Genomic DNA, 19,624 nt, shown 5'->3' on the forward strand with positions numbered 1-19,624 from the left:
TGGTGACGGCCAGCGACGGCAAGGGCGGCACGCAGACGGCGAGCTCGGGCTACACCACCATCCTCAACAGCGCGCCGGTGAACAGCGCGGTGCCGAACGTGACCGGCACGGCGACGGTGGGCAACGCGCTGACCACGACGAACGGCACCTGGAGCGACGCCGACGGCGACAACCGGTCCTTCACCTACCAATGGTACCGGGCCGACGACAGCAACGGCACCAACGCCGCCTCGATCAGCGGAGCGACGAGCTCCAGCTACACGCTGACCACGTCGGATGCGCACAAGTACCTGCGCGTGGTGGTGACGGCCAGCGACGGCAAGGGCGGCACGCAGACGGCGAGCTCGGGCTACACCACCATCCTCAACAGCGCGCCGGTGCAGAGCACCGACGCGCGCAGCCTGACCGCCATCGACGAGGACGCCTCCGGCAACAATGGCGACACCGTGGCGGCCATCCTGGCCTCCGCCGGTACCGCCACCGATGTCGACGGCAACACACTGGGCATCGCGATCACCGCGACCGACTCCAGCAACGGCACGTGGCAGTACAAGACCGGGGCCGGGAGCTGGACCACCATCACCGGGGTCTCGGGCGCATCGGCCCTGCTGCTCTCCAGCACCGACCGCGTGCGCTTCGTGCCGAACGCCGACTACAACGGTTCGGTCGTCAACGGCATCACCTTCAAGGCGTGGGATCAGACCTCCGGTACGGCGGGCACCACGGTCGGCAACGACACCACGGCGAACGGTGGGCTGGGGGCCGGTGGACAGTTCAGCGCCTCCAGCGCCACGGCGGGAATCGCCGTGACGGCGGTGAACGACGCCCCGGTGCTGTCCGACACTGTCCTCACCCTGCCCAGCGTTGCCCAGGCCGCGGGCGCGCCCAACGGCGCCGGCGGCGTCGCCGTGTCGTCCCTGGTTGCGCTTGGCGGGAACGTGTCCGACGTGGACAGCGGCGCCGTCACGGGCATCGCGCTGGTCGGTGTGGACACGTCGGAAGGCGGCACTTGGTTCTACAGCACCGATGGCGGCACCAGCTGGACCGCGGTCGGCACGGTGAACGACAGCGGGAGCGCGCTGCTGCTGCGCACGACCGACCGGCTCTACTACCAGCCGACGGGCGCCAACGCCGGCATCCTCGGCGCGGCGATCACCTTCCGGGCCTGGGACCAGACCAGCGGCGCCGCCGGGACCAAGGTGGCGACCGCGGGCGGCGGCGGGATTTCCGCCTTCTCCGCGGCGACGGATACGGCCAGCCTCTCGATCACCCCGGCCGTCCTGGGAAGCGCCGTGACCCTCGCGCCCGCGTCGGACACGGGCAACAGCAACACGGACAACATCACCAAGGCGAGCAGCGTCACCTTCAACGGCAGCGGCGCCAACGCCAACGCCAGCACGACGGTGCGGCTCTACGCCAACGGCTCGCTTGTTGCGACGACCATGGCCGACGCGTCGGGCGCCTACAGCTTCACCGGTGTCGATGTGTCCGGCCTCAGCGGTGCGGTGGACTTCACCGTCCGTCAGGTCATCGCCGGAATGGAAAGCGCCGACTCCACCGCCCGGACCGTTACCTTCGACCGAGCGGCGCCGACGGTCGCGATCACCACGGTGTCTGGAGACAATGTCCTGAACGCCGCGGAAAGCGCAGTGCCCCAGACGGTTTCCGGCACCGCCACGGGGGTCGAGGACGGCCAGACGGTCACGGTGACGCTGAACGGCAAGTCCTACAGCGCGACGGTGACCAACAACGCCTGGAGCCTGTCCATTCCCTCCGCCGACCTGCTGGCTCTGCCGGACGGCGGCACCTACACCGTCACCGCCGATCTGGCGGACGTGGCCGGCAACGCCGCGGTCCAGGCGACGCGCAGCGTCTCGATCGACCGCACGCCGCCGACCCTGGCGATCGCCACGGTGGCGGGCGACAACGTGCTGAACGCCGCGGACAGCGCGGTGGGACAGACGGTGTCGGGCGTCGCCAACGGTGTCGAGGACGGCCAGACGATCACGGTGACGCTGAACGGCAAGACCTACAGCACCACGGTGGTCAACAACCGCTGGAGCCTGGCCGTCCCCTCCAGCGACCTGCTGGCGCTGACCGACGGCACCAGCTACACCATCACCGCCAGCCTCACCGACGCGGCGGGCAACCCGACACAGGCGACCCGGAGCGTGTCGGTGGACCGCACGCCGCCGTCGGTGGTCAGCGTCACGCCTCCCCCGGCACGGACTTATCTGCCGGGCGAGACGGTCAGCTTCTTCGTGCAGCTCAGCGAAGCCTCCATCATCAGCGGCGGCAATCCGGTTCTGGAACTGGCGGTCGGCAGCGAGATCCGGAACGCCGTCTACAACGCGGCGGGCAGCACCGGCTCGCTGCTGCGGTTCGATTACGTCGTTCCGGTCGGCGACCGCGCGCCGCAAGGCATCGCGGTCCTCGGGTTGGCGCTGAACGGTTCGATCGTGACGGACGCAGCCCAGGGACCGCTGGTGACCACCCTGAAAGGCGTGGGCGACACCAGCCAGGTACGCATCGACACCCCGATCCCGGCTAAGCCGGTCGGGACGGTGCTGAGCGGCCTGTCCGACTCCGGCGTGTCGGCGACCGACCGGTTGACCAACGTGACGCGGCCCACCCTGTCCGGCACCGCCGAGGCGAACGCCACGGTGACCGTGCTGGTGGACGGCGTTGCGGTGGGAACCACCGTGGCCGACGAGAATGGCTTCTGGGTCCATCGTCTGCCGACGCCATTGACCGATGGGACACACAGCATCACGACCATGGCGACCAACAGGTTCGGCATCGTCAGCGATCCGTCGGATGCGCTGGTCGTGGTGATCGACACCGCGGTGCCGGTTGCGCCCGCCCCGCTGGTGACCAGTGCCACCGTCGCCGGTGTGGCGGCGGGCGAGCGGATTTCCGGCATCGCCACGCCGTCTCTCGCCGGGACGACGGAGGCCGGCAGCACGGTGACCGTGCTGGTCGACGGCAAGGCCGCCGGAACGGCGACCGCCGACGCCAGCGGCTTCTGGACCTTCCAGTTCGCTGCGGCGCTGGCCGACGGCACGCACAGCGTCCAGATCCAAGCCACCGACAAGGCCGGCAATGCCAGCAGCCTGTCGGCGGTCACCTCCCTGACCATCGACACCACGCCGCCGGCCGCTCCGACCGTGGCGCTGAACACCACCGCCGGCAGCACCCCGGTCGTGCAGGGCACCGCGGAGGCGAACAGTCTTGTCACCGTGACGATCAACGGCCAGACGGTCGGCACGGCGCGTGCCAACGCGACCGGCGCTTGGCAACTGCCTCTGGCCGCCGACCTGAGTGTCGGCAGCTACGTGATCTCGGCCAAGGCGAGCGACGCCGTCGGCAACACCGGCAACGCCGGCACGACCACTTACGCGGTGGCTCCGCCGCCACCGCCACCGGTCGTGGTGGTGGCGGCCTCCACCGGGAACACGACGACGGTGGTGTCCTCGTCCATCACGTCGGTCGCAACAGCCACCGGCACCGGCATAACGCAGACGGTCGGACCGACTCTGGGCACCGCGCCGACCTTGCCCGGCCTGCAGACGAGCAGCGACGCGGGCCGCGTCATCACCAGTTCGTCGATTGGCAGCGGGAGCGGTGCCGGCAACGGAAACAGCAGCACGGATGCCGGGCGTTCGATCACCATCGGCAACATCGGCAACTCCACCAGCAGCGATGCCGGGCGCTCGATCACGATTTCCGCCATGGGGGGTGTCCCCTCCGGCGGCGGCACGGCAAGTTCGTCCAGCGGGGTTCTGGGAGGCGGTGCCAGCGGGTCGAGCAATTCCGGGTTGAGCAGCGTCGTCAGCGGTGGCCTGGGCGGCGGCATAGGCGGCGGCTCGGGGTTCGGCGGTGCCGCTTCGGGTGGAATTGGCGCCGGATTGGGTGGCGCGGGCGGCGGTGCGTTCGGCGGGGCCCCGGCGGGCTTCGGCACGGGGGGACCGGCGACGGGTGGGCCTGCGGCCGGTGGCGCCGCAACGGGCACCGGGACGAGCTCCGGCGGCCTGAACGGCGTCGGCGGTGGTCCGGCCGGCGCCGCGGGAGCAGCCTCCGGTGGCACGCCGGGCGGCAGCGCGGTTCCCGGCGGCCCTGGCACCGCAACCGGTGGGCTGGGCAGCGCACCGGGCAACCGTCCCGGCGGCCAGACGGGGCCTGGCTCGACGATCGAGAACGCACCGGCCAACCGTCCCGGTGGCCAGGGTGGACCGCAAGCCCAGCCTCAGGGGCAAGCGCCAGGCCGAGGGCAGCAACCGGCCGGCGACGCGCCGGCGGGCGGTGATCCCGGCAACGCGCCGGTCGCGCCGGAGGGGCAGGGGCAAGGGCAGGCTCCCGCCCCGCGCGCCGAGTTCGACGGGTCCTCACTGGCCCGCCCGGCCTTCTCCCGGCAGGTCGCTCAGATCCATGGCGCCGCCGATGCCCAGACCGCGGCGTTGCTCGCCGCCCTTGCCTCGCATGTTCCCCCGGGAAGTCGGGCGGCCTAGTGCCGTCCGTCGCTCCTGCCGCCGTCTTCCCCGCGTAAGCTTTTCTTTCCAAATGGATTGCCGACGAGAATGACCCGGTTCGCTTCCTCCCTCCGGCCGCGGGGTAACAAGACCCGCGCGTCCTTCGCCCTGGCCGCCGCCGCGCTGATCGCCAGCGGATGCTCCGTCAGCCCGAAGCCTCTCACCGATGACGAGAATGTGTCCCGCCTGCGCGAGGACATGTCGGTCATCATGGCGCCTCAGGAGCCGATCACCAGCCCGGTGTCGATGCACGAGGCGATGGCGCGGGCCATCAAGTACAATCTCGACGAGCGCGTGAAGCTGATGGAGATGGCGGTCGCCAACCAGCAGCTCGACCTGTCGCGGTTCGACATGCTGCCGCGCCTCGTGGCGGGGGCCGGCTACACCGGGCGCAACAACGAATCCGGGTCGGAAAGCCTCAACCTCGCCACCGGCCGCCGCACCGGCGAGAGCACCACGGCCACCGACCGGCACCGCCGGACCGCCGATCTGGGCTTCACCTGGAACATTCTCGATTTCGGGGTCAGCTACCTGCGCGCACGGCAGAACTCCAACCTCGTCCTGATCGCCGACGAGCGCCGCCGCCGCGTCGTCCAGGGCATCCTGCAGGACGTGCGCACCTCCTACTGGCGCGCCGTCGCGGCGGAGCGGCTGCTGAAGCGGATCGAGCCGCTGGAGAAGCGCATCGAGGCGGCGCGCAAGAACGCCAACGCCCTGGAGGCCCAGCGCGTCCAGGCCCCGTTGCAGACCCTGTCCTATCAGCGTGCGCTGGTCGACACGCTGCGCCAACTCCAGACGCTGCGGCGTGAACTTGTCGCCGCCAAGTCGCAGCTCGGCGCGCTGATGGGGCTTCCGCCGGGCGAGAATTTCACCATCCAGATGCCGCCGGACGTCACCGGCAAGGACGTGCCGGCGATCACGGCGTCTGTGGAATCCCTGGAAACCTACGCGCTCCTCAACCGGCCGGAGCTGTTGGAGGAATCCTACAACGCCCGCATCACCGCCGACGAGACGCGGCGCGCCCTGCTGAAGCTGCTGCCGGGCATCGACCTGAACGCCGGCCTGCACTACGACAGCAACAGCTTCCTGCTGAACCAGCGCTGGGCCGATTACGGAGCGCGGGTTTCGTGGAACATCCTGTCCCTGGCCTCGGCCCCGGACACCCACGCCTTCTCCAAGGCGCAGGAGGAGCTGGTCGCCTTCCGCCGTCAGGCGCTGAGCGTGGCGGTGCTGAGCCAGGTGCGCGTGGCGATGGTGCAGTTCCGCGAGCTGTCGCAGGAATTCTCGCTGAACGCCGATCAGGCGGCGATCGACCGGCGCATCCGGCAGCAATACGTCAACAGCAGCACGGTCGGCCAGCAGGGCGACATGAGCGTGATCCAGGCCGAGGTGTCGGAACTAGTTTCCGACCTGCGGCGCGATCTCGTCTACGCCGACCTGCAGAACGCCTACGCCCGCGTCATGGTGTCGGCAGGCGTCGATCCGATGCCGGAAGCCGTGCCGTCCCAGGATCTCGCGACCCTGCGTCAGGCGGTGTCCGACGGGCTGGGCGCCTGGCAGCAGAAGGCCGGCGGCACGGGGCGCCTGCAGGATCTGTTGGTTCCCGCCACGACCTCCGAGGCGGTCCCGGTGGAGAAGGCTCCGGTCGAAAAGGCGGCCGAGCCGAAGACCGAACCGATGGCCGAGTCAAAGGCCGCCCCGGTCGCCGCGCGCGGCGACGAGCCGGCGGATCGCAAGGCCGCAGCACCGGAGCGCGTGACGGTGGCCGAACTGCCGCAGCAACCGGCCGCCTCCATGACCGCACCCATGACGGTGTCCTACAGCCCGTCCACGCGGTCGGAACCGGCGAAGGTCTACTCGGTGCCGTTGAGCGCGCTGGCCCCGTTCGGGCGCGCCACCGCCCGCTGATGCCAATGGGGCGGCGCGGCGTCGCCGCCCCCTTTCGGCTGTGCCGGTGTGCCGGCGCTGAAACAAATAAGCGTACAGGACCACCTTCTGATCCTGGAACGTTGCGCTTCCGGAGCAAAGGGTGCAGAAAATTTCTGCCATGATGAGCCGCTTTCGCCCTTCACGCTTCCTCGCCGCGCTGTCTATCGCGCTGCTTCCATTGCCGCTCGCCGCCGCCGACCCGGCGCCGGCACCCGAGGGCGGCGTCCGCGCCCTGATCGAGGCGCGGCAGCACGCCGTCCTGTCCAGCGAGATCGCCGGACGCATCGGACGGATCACCGTGGAGGCGGGGCAATCCTTCAAGGCGGGCCAGACGCTCGTCGCGTTCGATTGCAGCCATTATCAGGCGGCGGTCGATGCGGCCCGCGCCAACCTGCGCGCCGCCGATGTCACGGTGCGGCAGAGTCGCCGGCTGGAACAATTGAAGTCCATCGGCGGGGCCGAGGTCGAGATGGCCGAGGTCAAGGCCGAGGCCGCCCGTGCCGATCTGCGCAAGGCGGAGATCGAGGTCCGCCGCTGCGACGTGAAGGCACCTTTCGACGGCAAGGTGGTGGAGCAGCGGATCCGCGAGCATGAGTCGGTGCCCGCCGGCACGGCCCTGCTCGAAGTGCTGTCCGACCGCGATCTGCGGGTCGAACTGATCGTCCCGTCCTCCTGGCTGGTCTGGCTGAAGCCCGGCCAGCGGTTCGAGATGCGCATCGACGAGACGGGCGAGGCTCTGGACGGTGAGGTCACCCTGATCGGCGCCCGCGTCGACCCGGTCAGCCAATCCTTGAAGGTGACGGGCAAGCTGCTGGCCGACAAGCCGGGCAACGCCCCGAATCTGGTCGCCGGCATGAGCGGAACCGCCCGCTTCACCCCGCCGGAGGAGGCCAAAGGTGCCCGATGACGTCACATCCGTCCGTACGGAAGCGGCCAACCCGCTGAACAGCCTCCTGCTCCTCCTGAATTTGCAGCAGGAAGCCCGGCAGGCCCAGAACCCGGAGGCGCTGCGCTTCCTCATCGTGAACCAGACGCGGCGGATGATCGCCTATCAGCAGGCGGTCTTCCTGACCGTCGCGCCGTCGGGCAAGACGCGGCTGGAAGCCGTTTCCAACGTCGCCGTTCCGGAACGCGACGCTCCCTTCACCCGCTGGCTGGAGGCCGCCGCCTCGGCCATCGCCGCGGGGGCTGAGGCTCGCAACCTGCACGGCATCGCCGCCACCGAGGTTCCGCCCGCGCTGGCCTGCGACTGGGGCCAGTGGGGACCGGCGCAGGCGCTGTGGGTGCCTCTGCCGGGGCCGGACGGCACCGTCACGGCGGTGTTGTGGCTCGCCCGCGACAACGCCTGGACGGATGGGGAGAAGGTGCTGCTCGCGCAGCTTTCCGGCGGCTATGGACACGCCTGGTGGGCGTTGACCCGGGCGGGACGCCGGTCCCGCGCGCGGGCGCGCAAGGGGGTGTGGGCGCTGGCGGCGGTGGCGGTTCTGGCAGCGGTGCTGGCCATCCCGGTGCCGCAATCGACGCTGGCCCCGGCGGAGGTGGCGCCACGCGACCCGCTGATCGTCAGCGCACCGCTGGAAGGCGTCATCGAACGCTTCCACGTCCAGCCGAACGAGCCGGTGACCACCGGCCAACCGCTGTTCACCTTCGAGGCAACGGTCCTGAAAAGCCGCCTGGAGGTGGCGCGCAAGGCGCTGTCTTCGGCGGAGGCGGAGCTGCTGACCGCGTCGCAGGGGGCCTTCGCCGACCCCCAGAGCAAGGCGCGCATCGCCCAGTTGAAAACCCAGGTGGAGCTGCGCCGGGCGGAGATGGATTTCGCCCGCGACCTGATGGACCGCGTCACCGTGAAGGCGGAGCGGACGGGCATCGCCGTCTTCACCGACGCCAACGACTGGCTGGGCAAGCCGGTGGCGGTGGGCGAGCGCATCCTGACCCTGGCCGATCCGCAGGCGGCGGAGGTCGACGTGCATGTGCCGGTCAACGACGCGATCGTCCTTCAGGAGGGGGCGGCGGTCAGCCTCTATCTGAACGTCGATCCCCTGCGCCCGCTGCGCGCGACCGTCTCGCACGCCAGCTATGAGCCGGGGCTGACCCCGGGCGGGGTCCTGGCCTACCGCGTCCGCGCCGATCTGGCGCCGGACCAGCCGACGCCGCGCATCGGGCTGCGCGGCACCGCCAAAATCCAGGGGGAGCGGGTGCCGCTGGCCTTCTACCTGTTCCGCCGTCCGCTGGCGGCGCTGCGCCAGACCGTGGGGCTCTGAGCCATGGGCGCCGCCGCCATCGGCATCACGACGGGGCCGGCGGCGGTCACGCCGGTGGACCCGCTGGACAGCGTGCGCCTGCCGCCGCTGCGCGAGGAATTGCAACTGCTGCCGGCCCCGCCGGCGGTGGACGGCTCGCCCTGCTGGACGATCCACGATCCGGTGCGCAACCGCTATTTCCGCATCGGCCATGGCGCCTTCGAGGTCATCGCCCGCTGGCATCACGGATCGCCCCGCGCCATCGCCGCCGCGGTGGCCGCCGAAACGGTCCTGCAGCCGGAGGCGGAGGATGTCGTCGACCTTTACAAGTTCCTCGCCGGCAGCAACCTGACCCAGGGCGCCGACGTCGATTTCCTGGCGAAGCAGACGGCGGCGCGCCGCACGTCCTGGTGGATGTGGCTGCTGCACAATTACCTGTTCTTCCGCATTCCGCTGGTCCGCCCCGACGCCTTCCTGAACGCCACGGTGCGCTATGTGGCGCCCTTCTACAGCCGCGCTTGGATGTGGACGGTGATCGGGGCAGGGATTCTGGGCTTGATCCTGGCGATGCGCCAGTGGGACAGCTTCGCCCACACCTTCCTCCATTTCTTCACGCTGGAGGGCATGGCGCTCTATGGCCTGACCCTGCTGGTCACGAAGACGCTGCACGAGCTGGGGCACGCCTACACGGCGAAACGCTTCGGCTGCCGGGTGCCGACCATGGGGGCGGCCTTCCTGGTGATGTGGCCGGTGCTCTACACCGACACCAGCGACGCGTGGCGGCTCGTCTCCCGCCGCGCCCGGCTGCACATCGCGGCGGCGGGCATGCTGACGGAGCTGGCGCTGGCCGCCTTCGCCACGCTGGCCTGGAGTTTCCTGCCCGACGGGCCGCTGCGCAGCGCCGCCTTCTTCGTGGCGACGGTGAGCTGGGTGACGACCCTGACGATCAACCTCAGCCCCTTCATGCGGTTCGACGGCTATTACCTGCTGGCCGACGCGCTGGACGTGCCGAACCTGCAGGACCGCGCCTTCGCGCTTGCCCGCTGGCGGCTGCGGGAATGGCTGTTCGGCCTGGGCGACGAGGTGCCGGAGCGGTTCGATCCGTGGCTGCACCGGGTGATGCTGGCCTATGCCTTCGCCACCTGGGTCTACCGGCTGGTGCTGTTCATCGGCATCGCCGTGCTGGTCTATCACGTCTTCATCAAGGTGTTGGGCATCGTGCTGTTCGCGGTGGAAGTCGGCTGGTTCATCCTGCGCCCCCTGGTCAACGAGGCGAGGGAATGGTGGGAGCGGCGGGGCAGCCTGCGGCCCAACCGGAACCTCCTGATGACGCTGGGCGGTCTGGCCGCGCTGGTCTGGCTGGCCTTCGTGCCGATCACCGGAACCATCGCCGTGCCGTCGGTGTGGCGGGCGGAGGGCTTCTCGACCCTGTTCGCCCCGGTGCCGTCGCGCATCGCGGAGGTGCTGGTCCAGCCCGGCCAGCGCGTGGCGGCGGGCGACCCGCTGTTCCGCCTGGAAGCGCCGGAACTGACCAGCAAGCTGCAGCAGTCGGAGTTGCGCATCGCGCTGGCCCAGGATCGCATCGACCGCACGCTGGCCGCCCGCGACGGGCTGGACCGGGTGCGCGTGATGGAGGAGGATCTGGCCGCCGGGCTGGCCGACCGGCAGGGCCTGCTGGACGGTCTGGCGCGGCTGGAGATCCGCGCGCCCATCGCCGGCACGGTGGTGGATATCGCCGACGCGCTGCGCCCCGGGCGCTGGGTGGGACCATCGCTGGCGCTGGGCCAGATCGTCGCGGACGGCGGCGGTGAATTGGTTGGCTATGTCGCCGAGAACGACCTCACCCGCGTCGCGGTGGGGGCGGGGGCGGTGTTCCATGCCGACGATCCGCTGCGCCCGCGCATGGCGGCGCGGGTGACGGCGGTGGACCGGGTCGGCGTGAAGGGGCTGGATGTTCCCGCCCTGGCTTCGATCCACGGCGGTCCGATCGCCGTGGAAAGCCAGACCGGGCCGTCGATGGGGCGGACGAACGCCGAGGCCGCACGGTCCAACCTGAAGCCGGTGGAGGCCGTCTACCGGGTGACCCTGGCGCCGCTGGACCGGACGCAGGCGGGACCTGGCCACCAGATGCGCGGCGTGGCCCGCGTGGACGGCGAGGCGCGCAGCCTGGCCGACCGCTTCTGGCGCACCGCCCTGGCCGTGCTGATCCGCGAGACCGGCTTCTGACGCGGAAAACCGTCAGGGCGCGATGGCCCACTGCCCGTTGGGCATCTTGCAGAAGGTCAGCCGGTAGGGCTGGACGGTTCGGCGGATGAAATTGGCCTGAACGTCTCCACAGGGCGCGCCGTCGCGCTCATGGACCTTCTGCACGACCACATCGCCACGCACTCCGGTCTTCGGGTTGTTCCATTCGGTGCGCCGTCCCGCCTCCATCGGGGTCAGAGCGTCGGCGAGCGCCTTGCGGAACAGGTCCCAATCCTCGTCCGTCAGATCCACCCCGCCGCGCCCGCCGAGAAACAGGCCGAACTGCGCCTGCGCCGGGGTGGCGATGGCCAGCGTCGCGACCAGCGCGGCGGCGTGGACCCCGAAGGCAAAGGACGGGATGGATAACAGGCGCATGCGGCGGCTCCTTAGACCGTTGGTGAATCCGGGCATTATAGGGACGATTGATGATGCCCGCATGTGACGGCAGGTCACGAACCTGGGTGTTACGGTAACATACGCTCCACCCATCGGCGGGCGGCGGCCTCCGGCCGTTCCCAAGCTCCGTTCCCATGCTCCGGGAGCTCCGGAATGGTCCAAAGTCAGGATCACGGTGCGCGTTGCGCCGCAGGGCCGTCCGATAGGCAACGGTAACGTACTGGCTTCCTGATCGATGGGCAGACGAGCGTTTCCTATTGTCGGTCCAGGTCGGCGCGGACTTTTCCGCCCGATGCGCACCGCTCCGTCGCTCTCCGGCAGGACGGCCGCTATGAACGAAGATTCGGGGACGCGCCGCACGTTGGCTCGGTGGCCGGTCCTTGCCTTGCTTGCCGCCCTGCTGTTCGCGGCCTCGCCGTCCGGATGGGCCGTGGCGCAGACGCCCGATGCCCACGCGCCGGCGGCCGCGGGACCGGCGACGGCACTGGAGGTGTATGCCGCGCGTCTGGAGGCGGTCGCCGCCACCTACCCGCAGCTTCCCACCATCCTGTCGGACGCCTTCGCCCGCCCCAACGGGCGCGAGGCGGCGGTGCACCCGCTGCGCCTGCTGCGCGGCCTGTTGATCCTCTTCGCGGCGGGGACGGCGGCGTTGTTGCTGGCGAGCCGGGTCCTGGCCGGGCCGCTCCGCAAGCTGGAGTCGGACAGCGGGGCGCCGCTGCTGACCGGCGCGCTGCGCTTCGTGCTGGGGCTGGTTCCGGTGGGCGCCTTCGCGCTCGGTGTGCTGACCGCCTACGCGATCCTGCGGCCGCCGCATCCCGCGGCCCCGGCGGTCCTGCTCGCGGTGCTCCAGGCGGCGCTGACCGTGCTGCTGACCGACCGGCTGATCCGCTTCCTCTGCGCGCCGAGGCGCCCCAGACTGCGCCTGATTCCGCTGGAGGACGCCGAAGCGCGCGCCCTTCACCGCACGGGCGTGGTCACCGTGACGCTGGCCGCGACGGTGCTCGGGCTGATCGATCTTCTGCTGGCGCTGGGAGTCGGCGGGAACGCCATCGTCGCCATCGGCTTGCCGCTGAGCACCGTGCCCTTCCTGTATCTGCTTTACCGCGTGTGGCGCGGGCGTGCCCCGGTGGCGCGGGCAATCGCCCGTCCATTGGGCGTCGAGGTGAGGGACCACCCTACGCTCGGCCTGTGGGCGGTGGTGGCTTCGGTTTATCTCGTCGCCTTGTGGCTGGTCGTTGCGGCGGCGGCGGTGCGGCTGGAACCGGCGACGGGGCCGCGGATGCTCACCAGCCTGCTGGTGGCGCTGGCCGTGCCGGCCATCGCGCTGATGGCCCAGCGCCCGCTTGCCCGCTTCTACCGGGGGGAAGAGACGGAGGCGGGGAAGGCCGCGGTGGCGCGGGTGATGCGGGCGCTGTGGCTGGCTTTGTTCGTCGTCGGCGTCTTCGCCACCGCGGCGATATGGGGATTCCGGGTCGAGAAGGCCAGCGGGGCGACCGGCATCGCCCTGCGGCTGCTGTTCAACGTGACGGTGGTGCTGCTGCTGGGCTACGTCGCCTGGACGATGGTCGTGCGGGCGATCGACCGGACCCTGGAGGAGGCCCGGCACGACGGGGTGTCGTCACGCGGCCAGCGGTTGGCGACCCTGCTGCCGTTGCTGCGGAAGTTCCTTCAGGTCGTTCTGGTCGTCATCGTGGTCATGATCGCCCTGTCCTCGCTGGGAATCGAGATCGGGCCGCTGCTGGCGGGGGCGGGGGTGGTCGGCATCGCCATCGGGTTGGGCGCGCAATCAACCATCGCCGACATCCTGGCCGGCGTCTTCTTCCTGCTGGAGGACGCATTTCACATGGGCGACTACGTTGAGGTGGGCAACCTGCGCGGCACGGTGGAGGGCATCTCGCTGCGCTCGTTGAAGCTGCGCCACCACCGCGGCGCGGTGCACACGCTGCCCTTCGGCCAGATCAAGGCGCTGACCAACTACAGCCGCGACTGGGCGCTGATGCGTCTGGAATTCCGTGTCCCGCCGGAAACCGACATGGGGCTGGTGAAGAAGCTGGTGAAGGAGGTCGGCAAGGAGTTGTCCGCCGACCCGGAGATGGGGCCGAGCTTCATCGAACCGCTGAAATCGCAGGGGGTGCGGCGGGTGGAGGACGACGCGGCGATCATCGGCGTCAAATTCATCACCAAGCCAAACGAGCAGTTCGTCATCCGGCGCGAGGCCTATCACCGCCTGATCCGGGCCTTCCAGGCTCACGGCATCCATCTGGTCGGGCGCGGCGTGGTGGTGCGGGTGGACGATCCGGACGCCGCCAACCGGGTTATCGGATTCGCCGCCGCCCAGGCCATGAACAGCTCCCGCAAGGAGAGCGGAGCGGCGGAGTGACGTCCGTCACGCCGCCGGTTTCACGGACAGCCACGCCGCGATGACGAAGGCGGGCAGGCGGACGAGCGCCGCGTCGTCCCGCCCGGACTCCTCCTGCCATGCCCGGTGCCGGTCCAGCGCGGTCCGCAGGGCGGCCGCTCGCCCCGCCGCGGGGACGGCGGACAGGGCGGTGTCCAGGCTGGTCAGATAGGGCGGAAACTCCGCGTTGGGACCGGCGAGGCCGCGTTCCGTCCCCTCAGGGTCGAACCACGCCTCCGCGGCGGCGGTGTCGGCGCTGGGCGGAACGACCATGCCGCCGACATAGCCGGTGGGCTGGACCACCTTCCACCCCTTGCGGCTCGGCCCCGTGGTCCAGCCGAGCGCGCGGGCGACCTCCATCGTCGCGGCACGGGTCGGCGCCTGACGGGTGATGCGGTCCATGAGGTCGGTGAGATCGGCGACGGGCATCGGTGCGCTCCTTCGATGAACCATCCGGCGATGAACCATCCGGATGGTCGTCAACGTACAACATCGGTGGCGGGCAGGGCGATGACAGCCTATCTGGGAAACGGCCCATCAGGCGAGAGGGAGCGGTGCGGAAAAGAATGGCGGCCACCATCCTGGTGATTTTGATGACGCTGGTCGTGCTGCTGGCCGGTCCGGCCTTCGTGATCGCGTCGGGAACGGCGACACTGGGCGTGGACTGGAGCCGGGCGGACCGCAGGTCCGTCGGCCTCGCTCCCGATCCCGCCACGACGCCGGAGGCCGTGGTGCAGGTTTACGCCGCCCGCGCCCTGTCCTGGCGCGGCGCCTTCGGCACGCACCCGTGGTTCGCGGTGAAGCCGGCGGGGGCGTCGGCCTACACCGTCTATGAAGTGGTCGGCTGGCGGGTCTACCGTGGCCTGCCGGCGGTGGCGGTCAGCAACCGCGACCCGGACGGGCGCTGGTTCGGCTCCGCCCCCGCGGTGCTGGCCGAACTGCGCGGCCCCGCCGCCGAGGCCGCCATCCCCAAGATCGCCGAGGCCGCCCGGAGCTACCCCTACGCCGGGGAATACCGCATCTGGCCCGGCCCCAACAGCAACACCTTCGCCGCCTGGGTGGGGCGGGCGGTGCCGGACCTGCGGCTCGACCTGCCCTCCACGGCGCTGGGCAAGGACTATCTGGGCACCGGCCTGATCGCACGTGCGCCCAGCGGCACCGGTTGGCAGGTCAGCCTGTTCGGCCTCGCCGGCCTGCTCCTGGCCAAGGAGGAAGGGTTCGAGGTGAACCTGCTGGGCATGACCTTCGGGGTCGATCCCTTCGATCTCGCGGTCAAGATTCCGGGCGTCGGGCGGGTGGCGCTGAACGCCCCCGCCCCGACGGCTCCGGCTGCCGACAGTCTGCCGCCGGGCTGAGCCTCAGGCCTCCTCGTCGGCCGCCGACAGGCCGGTGCCGGCGGGACCCAGCGGCGGGTTGCCGCGCTTGAGGCCGAGCCGGGTCATACAGTCCCACGCCTCCTCCGCCGTGTCGGCGATGTCGAACAGGTCGAGGTCGCTGGCACTGACCATGCCGTGGTCGGCCAGCGCCCGGAAGTTCACCACCTCGTTCCAATAGTCGCGCCCGACGAAGACGATGGGCAGGCGGGAGGCCTTGTTGGTGTTTCGCAGGTTCAGGATCTCGAACGCCTCGTCGAAGGTGCCGAAACCGCCGGGGAAGATGGCCAGCCCGTTGGCGCGCATCGCCAAATGCATTTTCCGGATGGCGAAATAATGGAAGCGGAAGGTCAGCTCCGGCGTGCTGTAGGGGTTGGGGTGCGGTTCCTGCGGCAGGCTGATGTTGAAGCCGATGCTCGGCGCCCCGGCCTCCTGCGCGCCGCGGTTGGCGGCCTCCATCAGGCCGGGGCCGCCGCCGGTGGCGATCACGTTGTCGCGCTGCCCGTCCTCGGTCGGCGCCAGGGCGCCGCCGCGCTCCGACACGATGCGCCCGAAGGTCCGCGCCTCCTCGTACCAAGCCGCCTGCTTGGCCCGCCGCTCGGCCAGTTGCCGCTCTTCCGGCGTGCGGGCGTCGCGGAGAAGCTGTTCCGCCCGTTCGGGCGAGGGCACCCGCGCGCTGCCATAGACCACGATGGTGGACCGGATGCCCCAGGCCTTGAGCTCCGATTCCGGCTTGGCGTATTCGAGCATGAAGCGCACCCCGCGCATCGGCTCGCTCAACAGGAAATCGCGGTCCTCGAAGGCGATGCGGTAGGCGGCGGATTCGTGGTTCGGCCTGTTGTCCTTCATGCTGTGCTCCGAGTGGGGACGGGGAACGGCTTCTGGTCATGTGGGGTCGCGAGCGGCTCTTTGCCCGGACTCAAAGGGTTTGCGTTCAAAGCAATTGTGCCGCAGACCGGAAGGCAGGCGGAAGGGAAACCGGTTCCGCGTCTTTCCATGAGCATTGGCCCTGCCCACATCATGATGAAGGCGCGTCTGCGCCCGACCATCAGCGTCTTATCCGCATCTGTTCGTAAGGGGTGACGTTGACCAGCATCGAGCAGCCATGGCCATCGGATGAGCGCGCCCGGCTCGACCGGCTGAAGAGCTACGGCGTGCTGGACACGCCGCCGGAACCGGCTTTCGACCGGCTGGCCCGGTTGGGCGCCCGCCATTTCCGCATGCCCATCGTCATGGTCAATCTGGTGGACGAGACGCGGCAATGGTCCAAGGCCGGCTATGGCCTGGAAACGATGGTCGTCGAGCGGCGGCTGTCCTTCTGCGCCCACACCATTCTCGACGACGCGGTGCTGGTCGTGCACGACACGCGGGAGGACGACCGCTTTGCCGACAACGAATTGGTGGCCGGGCCGCCGCATTTGCGCTTCTACGCCGGCGCGCCGCTGATCGCGCCGGATGGGCTGCGGATCGGAACCTTCTCCCTGCTCGACCACCGGCCCCATCCGGAGTTCAGCGCGGAGGACGAGCGGGATCTGGAGGAGTTCGCCCGTCTCGCCATGCACGAGATGGAAACCCAGGCCGCCCACCGTGCCGCCCAGGCGGCGGAGACGCTGCTGCGGGACAAGAACGCCCTGCTGGAAAGCCTTCTGGAGAGCGTCACCGACCCGATCTTCGCCAAGGACCGCGAGCGTCGCTTCACCCTGGTCAATTCCGCGACCGCGCGCCTGTTCGGGCGGGCGCGGGAGGAGGTGGCGGGCCTGACCGACGAGGATCTGTTTCCGCCGGAGGAGGCTGCGCGGCTCGACGATCTGTGCGGGAGGGTGATCGCCACCGGGCGGGAAGAGACGGTCGAGGAGGAGTTGCCCTTCCCGACGGAGGAGGGCAAACGTGTTCTGATGATCAGCGTCATGCCCCTGCGCGACGCCTGGGGCGCGGCCATCGGCGTCGTCGGGGTGGCCCGCGACATCACCGCCCGCAAGCGAGCGGAGGAGGCGCTGCGGTCGAGCGAGGCACGGTTCCGCACGCTGGTGGACAACACACCGCTGCTCATGTGGATCAACCGTTCCGACGGCACGCCTGAATACTACAACGAGGAATTGCGCGCCTACACCGGCCAGGACCCGGACGCCATGTCGGCGTGGCAGGGCTTTCATCCGGATGACCGCGCCGCATACCTTGAGTTGAGGACGCGCTCGATCGCCGCCGGAACGCCCTATCAAAGCAACATCCGTATGCGGCGCGCCGACGGGGCGTGGCGCTGGCACCAGTGCCGCGTGGTGCCGGTGCGGGAAAGGGGGGCCATCGTCTCCTGGATCGGCACCGCGGTGGACATCCACGACATCCGGCGCGCCCAGCAGGCGGCGGAGGAGGCGGATCGCTCGAAGGGCCGTTTCCTGGCGGCGGCCAGCCACGACCTGCGTCAGCCCATGCAGTCGATCCTGCTGTTCGCCGGAGCGCTGGGACCGCATGTCGCCGGCGAGGCCGGGCAGCGGGCGCTCAACCGGCTCCAGCAGGGGTTGGACACGCTGAAGGATCTTCTGGACAGCCTGCTCGACGTGTCGCGCCTTGACGCCGGGGTGGTGGCCCCGCAGATCGAGGAGTTCCCGGTCGCCGACCTGCTCGGCCCGCTGTCGGCCGCCTACGCCCCGCTGGCCGAAGCCAAGGGGCTGGACTGGCGGGTCGTGCCCTTCACCGGCACGGTGCGCAGCGACCGTGTCCTGCTGGGGCGGATGCTGCGCAATCTGGTCGACAACGCCATCCGCTACACCGACCGGGGCCGCGTGATGGTGGACTGCCGCCCTCAGGGCACGCGGCTGTGCGTCGAGGTGCACGACACCGGCCTGGGCATCCCACCCGACCAGCGGGAGCGGATTTTCGAGGAGTTCCACCAGATCGGCAACCCGGAGCGCGACCGCGACCAGGGACTGGGCCTCGGCCTCGCCATCGTGCGCCGGCTGTCGCGGTTGCTCGACCACCCGGTGGATCTGGTGTCACGTCCGGACCACGGGTCGATCTTCTCGGTCAGCGTGCCGCTGGTCCGTCAGGACACGCCGCGGTCTCCAAGGGTCATCCGGAGCGAACGGGCCGATTCCATCACGGCGACCGGGGAGGGGCGGCTGGCCGTGGTCGTTGAGGACGACGCCATCGTCCTGATGGGGCTGGCGGCGATGCTCGGCGAATGGGGGTTCGAGGTGCTGTCCGCCGGGAGCACCGGCGAAGCGCTGGAGCGTCTGCGCACGGGAGCGCGGCGGCCCGACATCGTGTTGGCCGATTACCGGCTGCGCCAGGGCCGCGTCGGCACGGAGGCCATTCTGCGCATCCGCGACCTGTTCGGCGCCGACGTACCGGGCCTCATCGTCACCGGGGAGATCGGGCCGGAACCGCAGCGCGACGCCGCGCGGCACGGTCTCGGGTTGATGCACAAGCCGGTGACGCCGCGCCTTCTCGAAGCCGCGCTTGCCCGTCATCTTGGAGCCATCGGGCCGGCTTGAGCGTTGCTATCACCAGCGGCGCCGATGGCGCCGCACCCTGCGAGGGTTATGGAGGAGACAACAGCGTGCCACCCCTGTCGAAAGGTCTTGCCATGGTCACCGTCGCGGCGGCGCTGGCCGGCTGCCAGTTCCCCGGCTTCCCGTCGCCGCAGCAGACGGCCACCCTGCCGCCCCCGACCGTCCCGAAGCCGCCGCCCGAGGAGCGCGGGATCTGGATCGTCGGCAGCCCGTCCATGCGGGGGGCGGTCGGCACCGCGGCCAGCCGCTTCAACAGCACGCCCGACACCCAGCCGCGCCTCGTCGCCGAGGGCACCAACAACGGATTCCGCAGCTTCTGCGCCGGGGTGGGTTTGGAGCATCCCGACATGGTGGTCTCCGATCGCCGCATCGGGGCGGAGGAGCAGAAGCGCTGCCGGGCCAAGGGCATCACCATGATGGAGTACGAGCTTGGCCCCAAGCAGTTCGTCTACGTCAAGGACGCCCACATGATGACCATCCCCGGCGTGCGCGACTTCACGGACAGCTGGGGCGTGAAGGGCAAGCCGGTGCGCGGCGCCTGATCAGCGGCCGGCAGCGGCGTCGGCGGCCTGCTTGCGGAAGAAATCCACCCCCATCTGGATGCTGCGTCCGATGTTGGCCGCGCGGTCCTCGAAGAAGGCGGCGGCCTCGGGCGTGCAGACCTCGGCCGTCGTCTCGCGGAACAGCGCCAGCCAGCGCTCGAAATGCGCCGGCCCGATGTCGAAACGGACATGGGCGGGCAGGGGGCGCCCGTCGTAGCGGTGGGTCAGCAGGGCGACCGAGGACCAGAAGTCGATCATCTTCAGAAGATGCGGCTCCCAGTCGGTGATCGCCGCGCCGAACACCGGGCCGAGCAGGGCGTCGTCGCGGATCTTGCCGTAGAAGGTGCGGACAAGGGCGTCGATCATCGCCTCGTCGATGCCGGTCTTGGCGACCCGCTCGGCGATGGTGGCGGACTGGGGGGTGGGAACGGCGGTCTGGTCCAAGGCGGTGGGGTCCTGAAAAA

At 70.3% G+C, this 19,624-nt stretch carries 13 protein-coding genes; 9 read left to right on the forward strand and 4 right to left on the reverse strand.

Translation table 11 applies throughout. The features are described 5' to 3' along the window. The 5 genes from FHW79_RS33280 to FHW79_RS17475 all read left to right on the forward strand — a co-directional run. On the forward strand, nucleotides 1-4,508 hold a 4,508-nt coding region (locus FHW79_RS33280), incomplete at its 5' end, for an Ig-like domain-containing protein (RefSeq protein WP_282184002.1). 69 nt (nucleotides 4,509-4,577) lie between these two features. After that, nucleotides 4,578-6,437, forward strand: coding sequence for a TolC family protein (locus FHW79_RS17460; RefSeq protein WP_183180129.1), 1,860 nt, complete (start codon nucleotides 4,578-4,580; stop codon nucleotides 6,435-6,437). A gap of 139 nt (nucleotides 6,438-6,576) precedes the next feature. After that, the gene (locus tag FHW79_RS17465; RefSeq protein ID WP_247884459.1) at nucleotides 6,577-7,365 is read left to right on the forward strand and encodes an efflux RND transporter periplasmic adaptor subunit; all 789 of its coding nucleotides are present in this window, start codon (nucleotides 6,577-6,579) and stop codon (nucleotides 7,363-7,365) included. Continuing rightward, nucleotides 7,355-8,719: an HlyD family efflux transporter periplasmic adaptor subunit gene (locus FHW79_RS17470; RefSeq protein ID WP_348984195.1), complete on the forward strand. Its 1,365-nt coding sequence runs from the start codon at nucleotides 7,355-7,357 to the stop codon at nucleotides 8,717-8,719. Before FHW79_RS17465 ends, FHW79_RS17470 begins: the two co-directional genes overlap by 11 nt. A 3-nt stretch (nucleotides 8,720-8,722) precedes the next feature. Continuing rightward, nucleotides 8,723-10,924, forward strand: a complete 2,202-nt coding sequence (locus FHW79_RS17475; protein WP_183180130.1) for an HlyD family efflux transporter periplasmic adaptor subunit — start codon at nucleotides 8,723-8,725, stop codon at nucleotides 10,922-10,924. Nucleotides 10,925-10,936: 12 nt separating this feature from the next. On the opposite strand, the gene FHW79_RS17480 is transcribed toward FHW79_RS17475, so the two are convergent. Next, on the reverse strand, nucleotides 10,937-11,317 hold the full coding sequence (locus FHW79_RS17480; protein WP_183180131.1) for an RT0821/Lpp0805 family surface protein: 381 nt from the start codon (nucleotides 11,315-11,317) through the stop codon (nucleotides 10,937-10,939). A gap of 352 nt (nucleotides 11,318-11,669) precedes the next feature. Here FHW79_RS17480 and FHW79_RS17485 point away from each other — a divergent pair, with 352 nt between their 5' ends. After that, a complete protein-coding gene (locus FHW79_RS17485) occupies nucleotides 11,670-13,718 on the forward strand; it encodes a mechanosensitive ion channel family protein (protein ID WP_211108346.1) in 2,049 nt (682 codons plus the stop codon). 6 nt (nucleotides 13,719-13,724) lie between these two features. Here FHW79_RS17485 and FHW79_RS17490 read toward each other — a convergent pair whose 3' ends face one another. Beyond that, nucleotides 13,725-14,165, reverse strand: a complete 441-nt coding sequence (locus tag FHW79_RS17490) for a hypothetical protein (protein WP_183180133.1) — start codon at nucleotides 14,163-14,165, stop codon at nucleotides 13,725-13,727. A 137-nt stretch (nucleotides 14,166-14,302) separates the two neighbouring features. Between FHW79_RS17490 and FHW79_RS17495 the strand changes: the two genes are divergently transcribed. Beyond that, nucleotides 14,303-15,091, forward strand: a complete 789-nt coding sequence (locus FHW79_RS17495; RefSeq protein WP_183180134.1) for a DUF3750 domain-containing protein — start codon at nucleotides 14,303-14,305, stop codon at nucleotides 15,089-15,091. Between the two features lie 3 nt (nucleotides 15,092-15,094). Here the strand turns inward: FHW79_RS17495 and FHW79_RS17500 are convergent, their stop codons facing one another. Continuing rightward, nucleotides 15,095-15,958, reverse strand: a complete 864-nt coding sequence (locus tag FHW79_RS17500) for an LOG family protein (protein WP_183180135.1) — start codon at nucleotides 15,956-15,958, stop codon at nucleotides 15,095-15,097. Nucleotides 15,959-16,188: 230 nt separating this feature from the next. Between FHW79_RS17500 and FHW79_RS17505 the strand changes: the two genes are divergently transcribed. Together FHW79_RS17505 and FHW79_RS17510 are read left to right on the forward strand one after the other, a co-directional pair. Further along, nucleotides 16,189-18,600, forward strand: coding sequence for a PAS domain S-box protein (locus tag FHW79_RS17505; protein ID WP_183180136.1), 2,412 nt, complete (start codon nucleotides 16,189-16,191; stop codon nucleotides 18,598-18,600). 65 nt (nucleotides 18,601-18,665) lie between these two features. After that, entirely contained in the window at nucleotides 18,666-19,160 is a 495-nt protein-coding gene (locus tag FHW79_RS17510) for a substrate-binding domain-containing protein (protein WP_348984196.1), read from the forward strand. Here the strand turns inward: FHW79_RS17510 and FHW79_RS17515 are convergent, their stop codons facing one another. Continuing rightward, nucleotides 19,161-19,604 carry a group III truncated hemoglobin gene (locus FHW79_RS17515; protein ID WP_183180138.1) on the reverse strand — a complete coding sequence of 148 codons (444 nt, stop codon included), beginning with the start codon at nucleotides 19,602-19,604 and terminating at the stop codon, nucleotides 19,161-19,163. It abuts the gene before it with no gap. Nucleotides 19,605-19,624: the final 20 nt, after the last annotated feature.

It is taken from the genome of Azospirillum sp. OGB3 (assembly GCF_014192915.1).
Classification (GTDB): Bacteria; Pseudomonadota; Alphaproteobacteria; order Azospirillales; family Azospirillaceae; genus Azospirillum.

Coding starts and splice junctions, on each gene's coding strand:
- FHW79_RS17495 (WP_183180134.1), top strand. CDS start 14,303: ATGGCGGCCACCATCCTGGTGATTTTGATGACGCTGGTCGTGCTGCTG.
- FHW79_RS17485 (WP_211108346.1), top strand. CDS start 11,670: ATGAACGAAGATTCGGGGACGCGCCGCACGTTGGCTCGGTGGCCGGTC.
- FHW79_RS17500 (WP_183180135.1), bottom strand. CDS start 15,958: ATGAAGGACAACAGGCCGAACCACGAATCCGCCGCCTACCGCATCGCC.
- FHW79_RS17465 (WP_247884459.1), top strand. CDS start 6,577: ATGATGAGCCGCTTTCGCCCTTCACGCTTCCTCGCCGCGCTGTCTATC.
- FHW79_RS17460 (WP_183180129.1), top strand. CDS start 4,578: ATGACCCGGTTCGCTTCCTCCCTCCGGCCGCGGGGTAACAAGACCCGC.
- FHW79_RS17490 (WP_183180133.1), bottom strand. CDS start 14,165: ATGCCCGTCGCCGATCTCACCGACCTCATGGACCGCATCACCCGTCAG.
- FHW79_RS17480 (WP_183180131.1), bottom strand. CDS start 11,317: ATGCGCCTGTTATCCATCCCGTCCTTTGCCTTCGGGGTCCACGCCGCC.
- FHW79_RS17475 (WP_183180130.1), top strand. CDS start 8,723: ATGGGCGCCGCCGCCATCGGCATCACGACGGGGCCGGCGGCGGTCACG.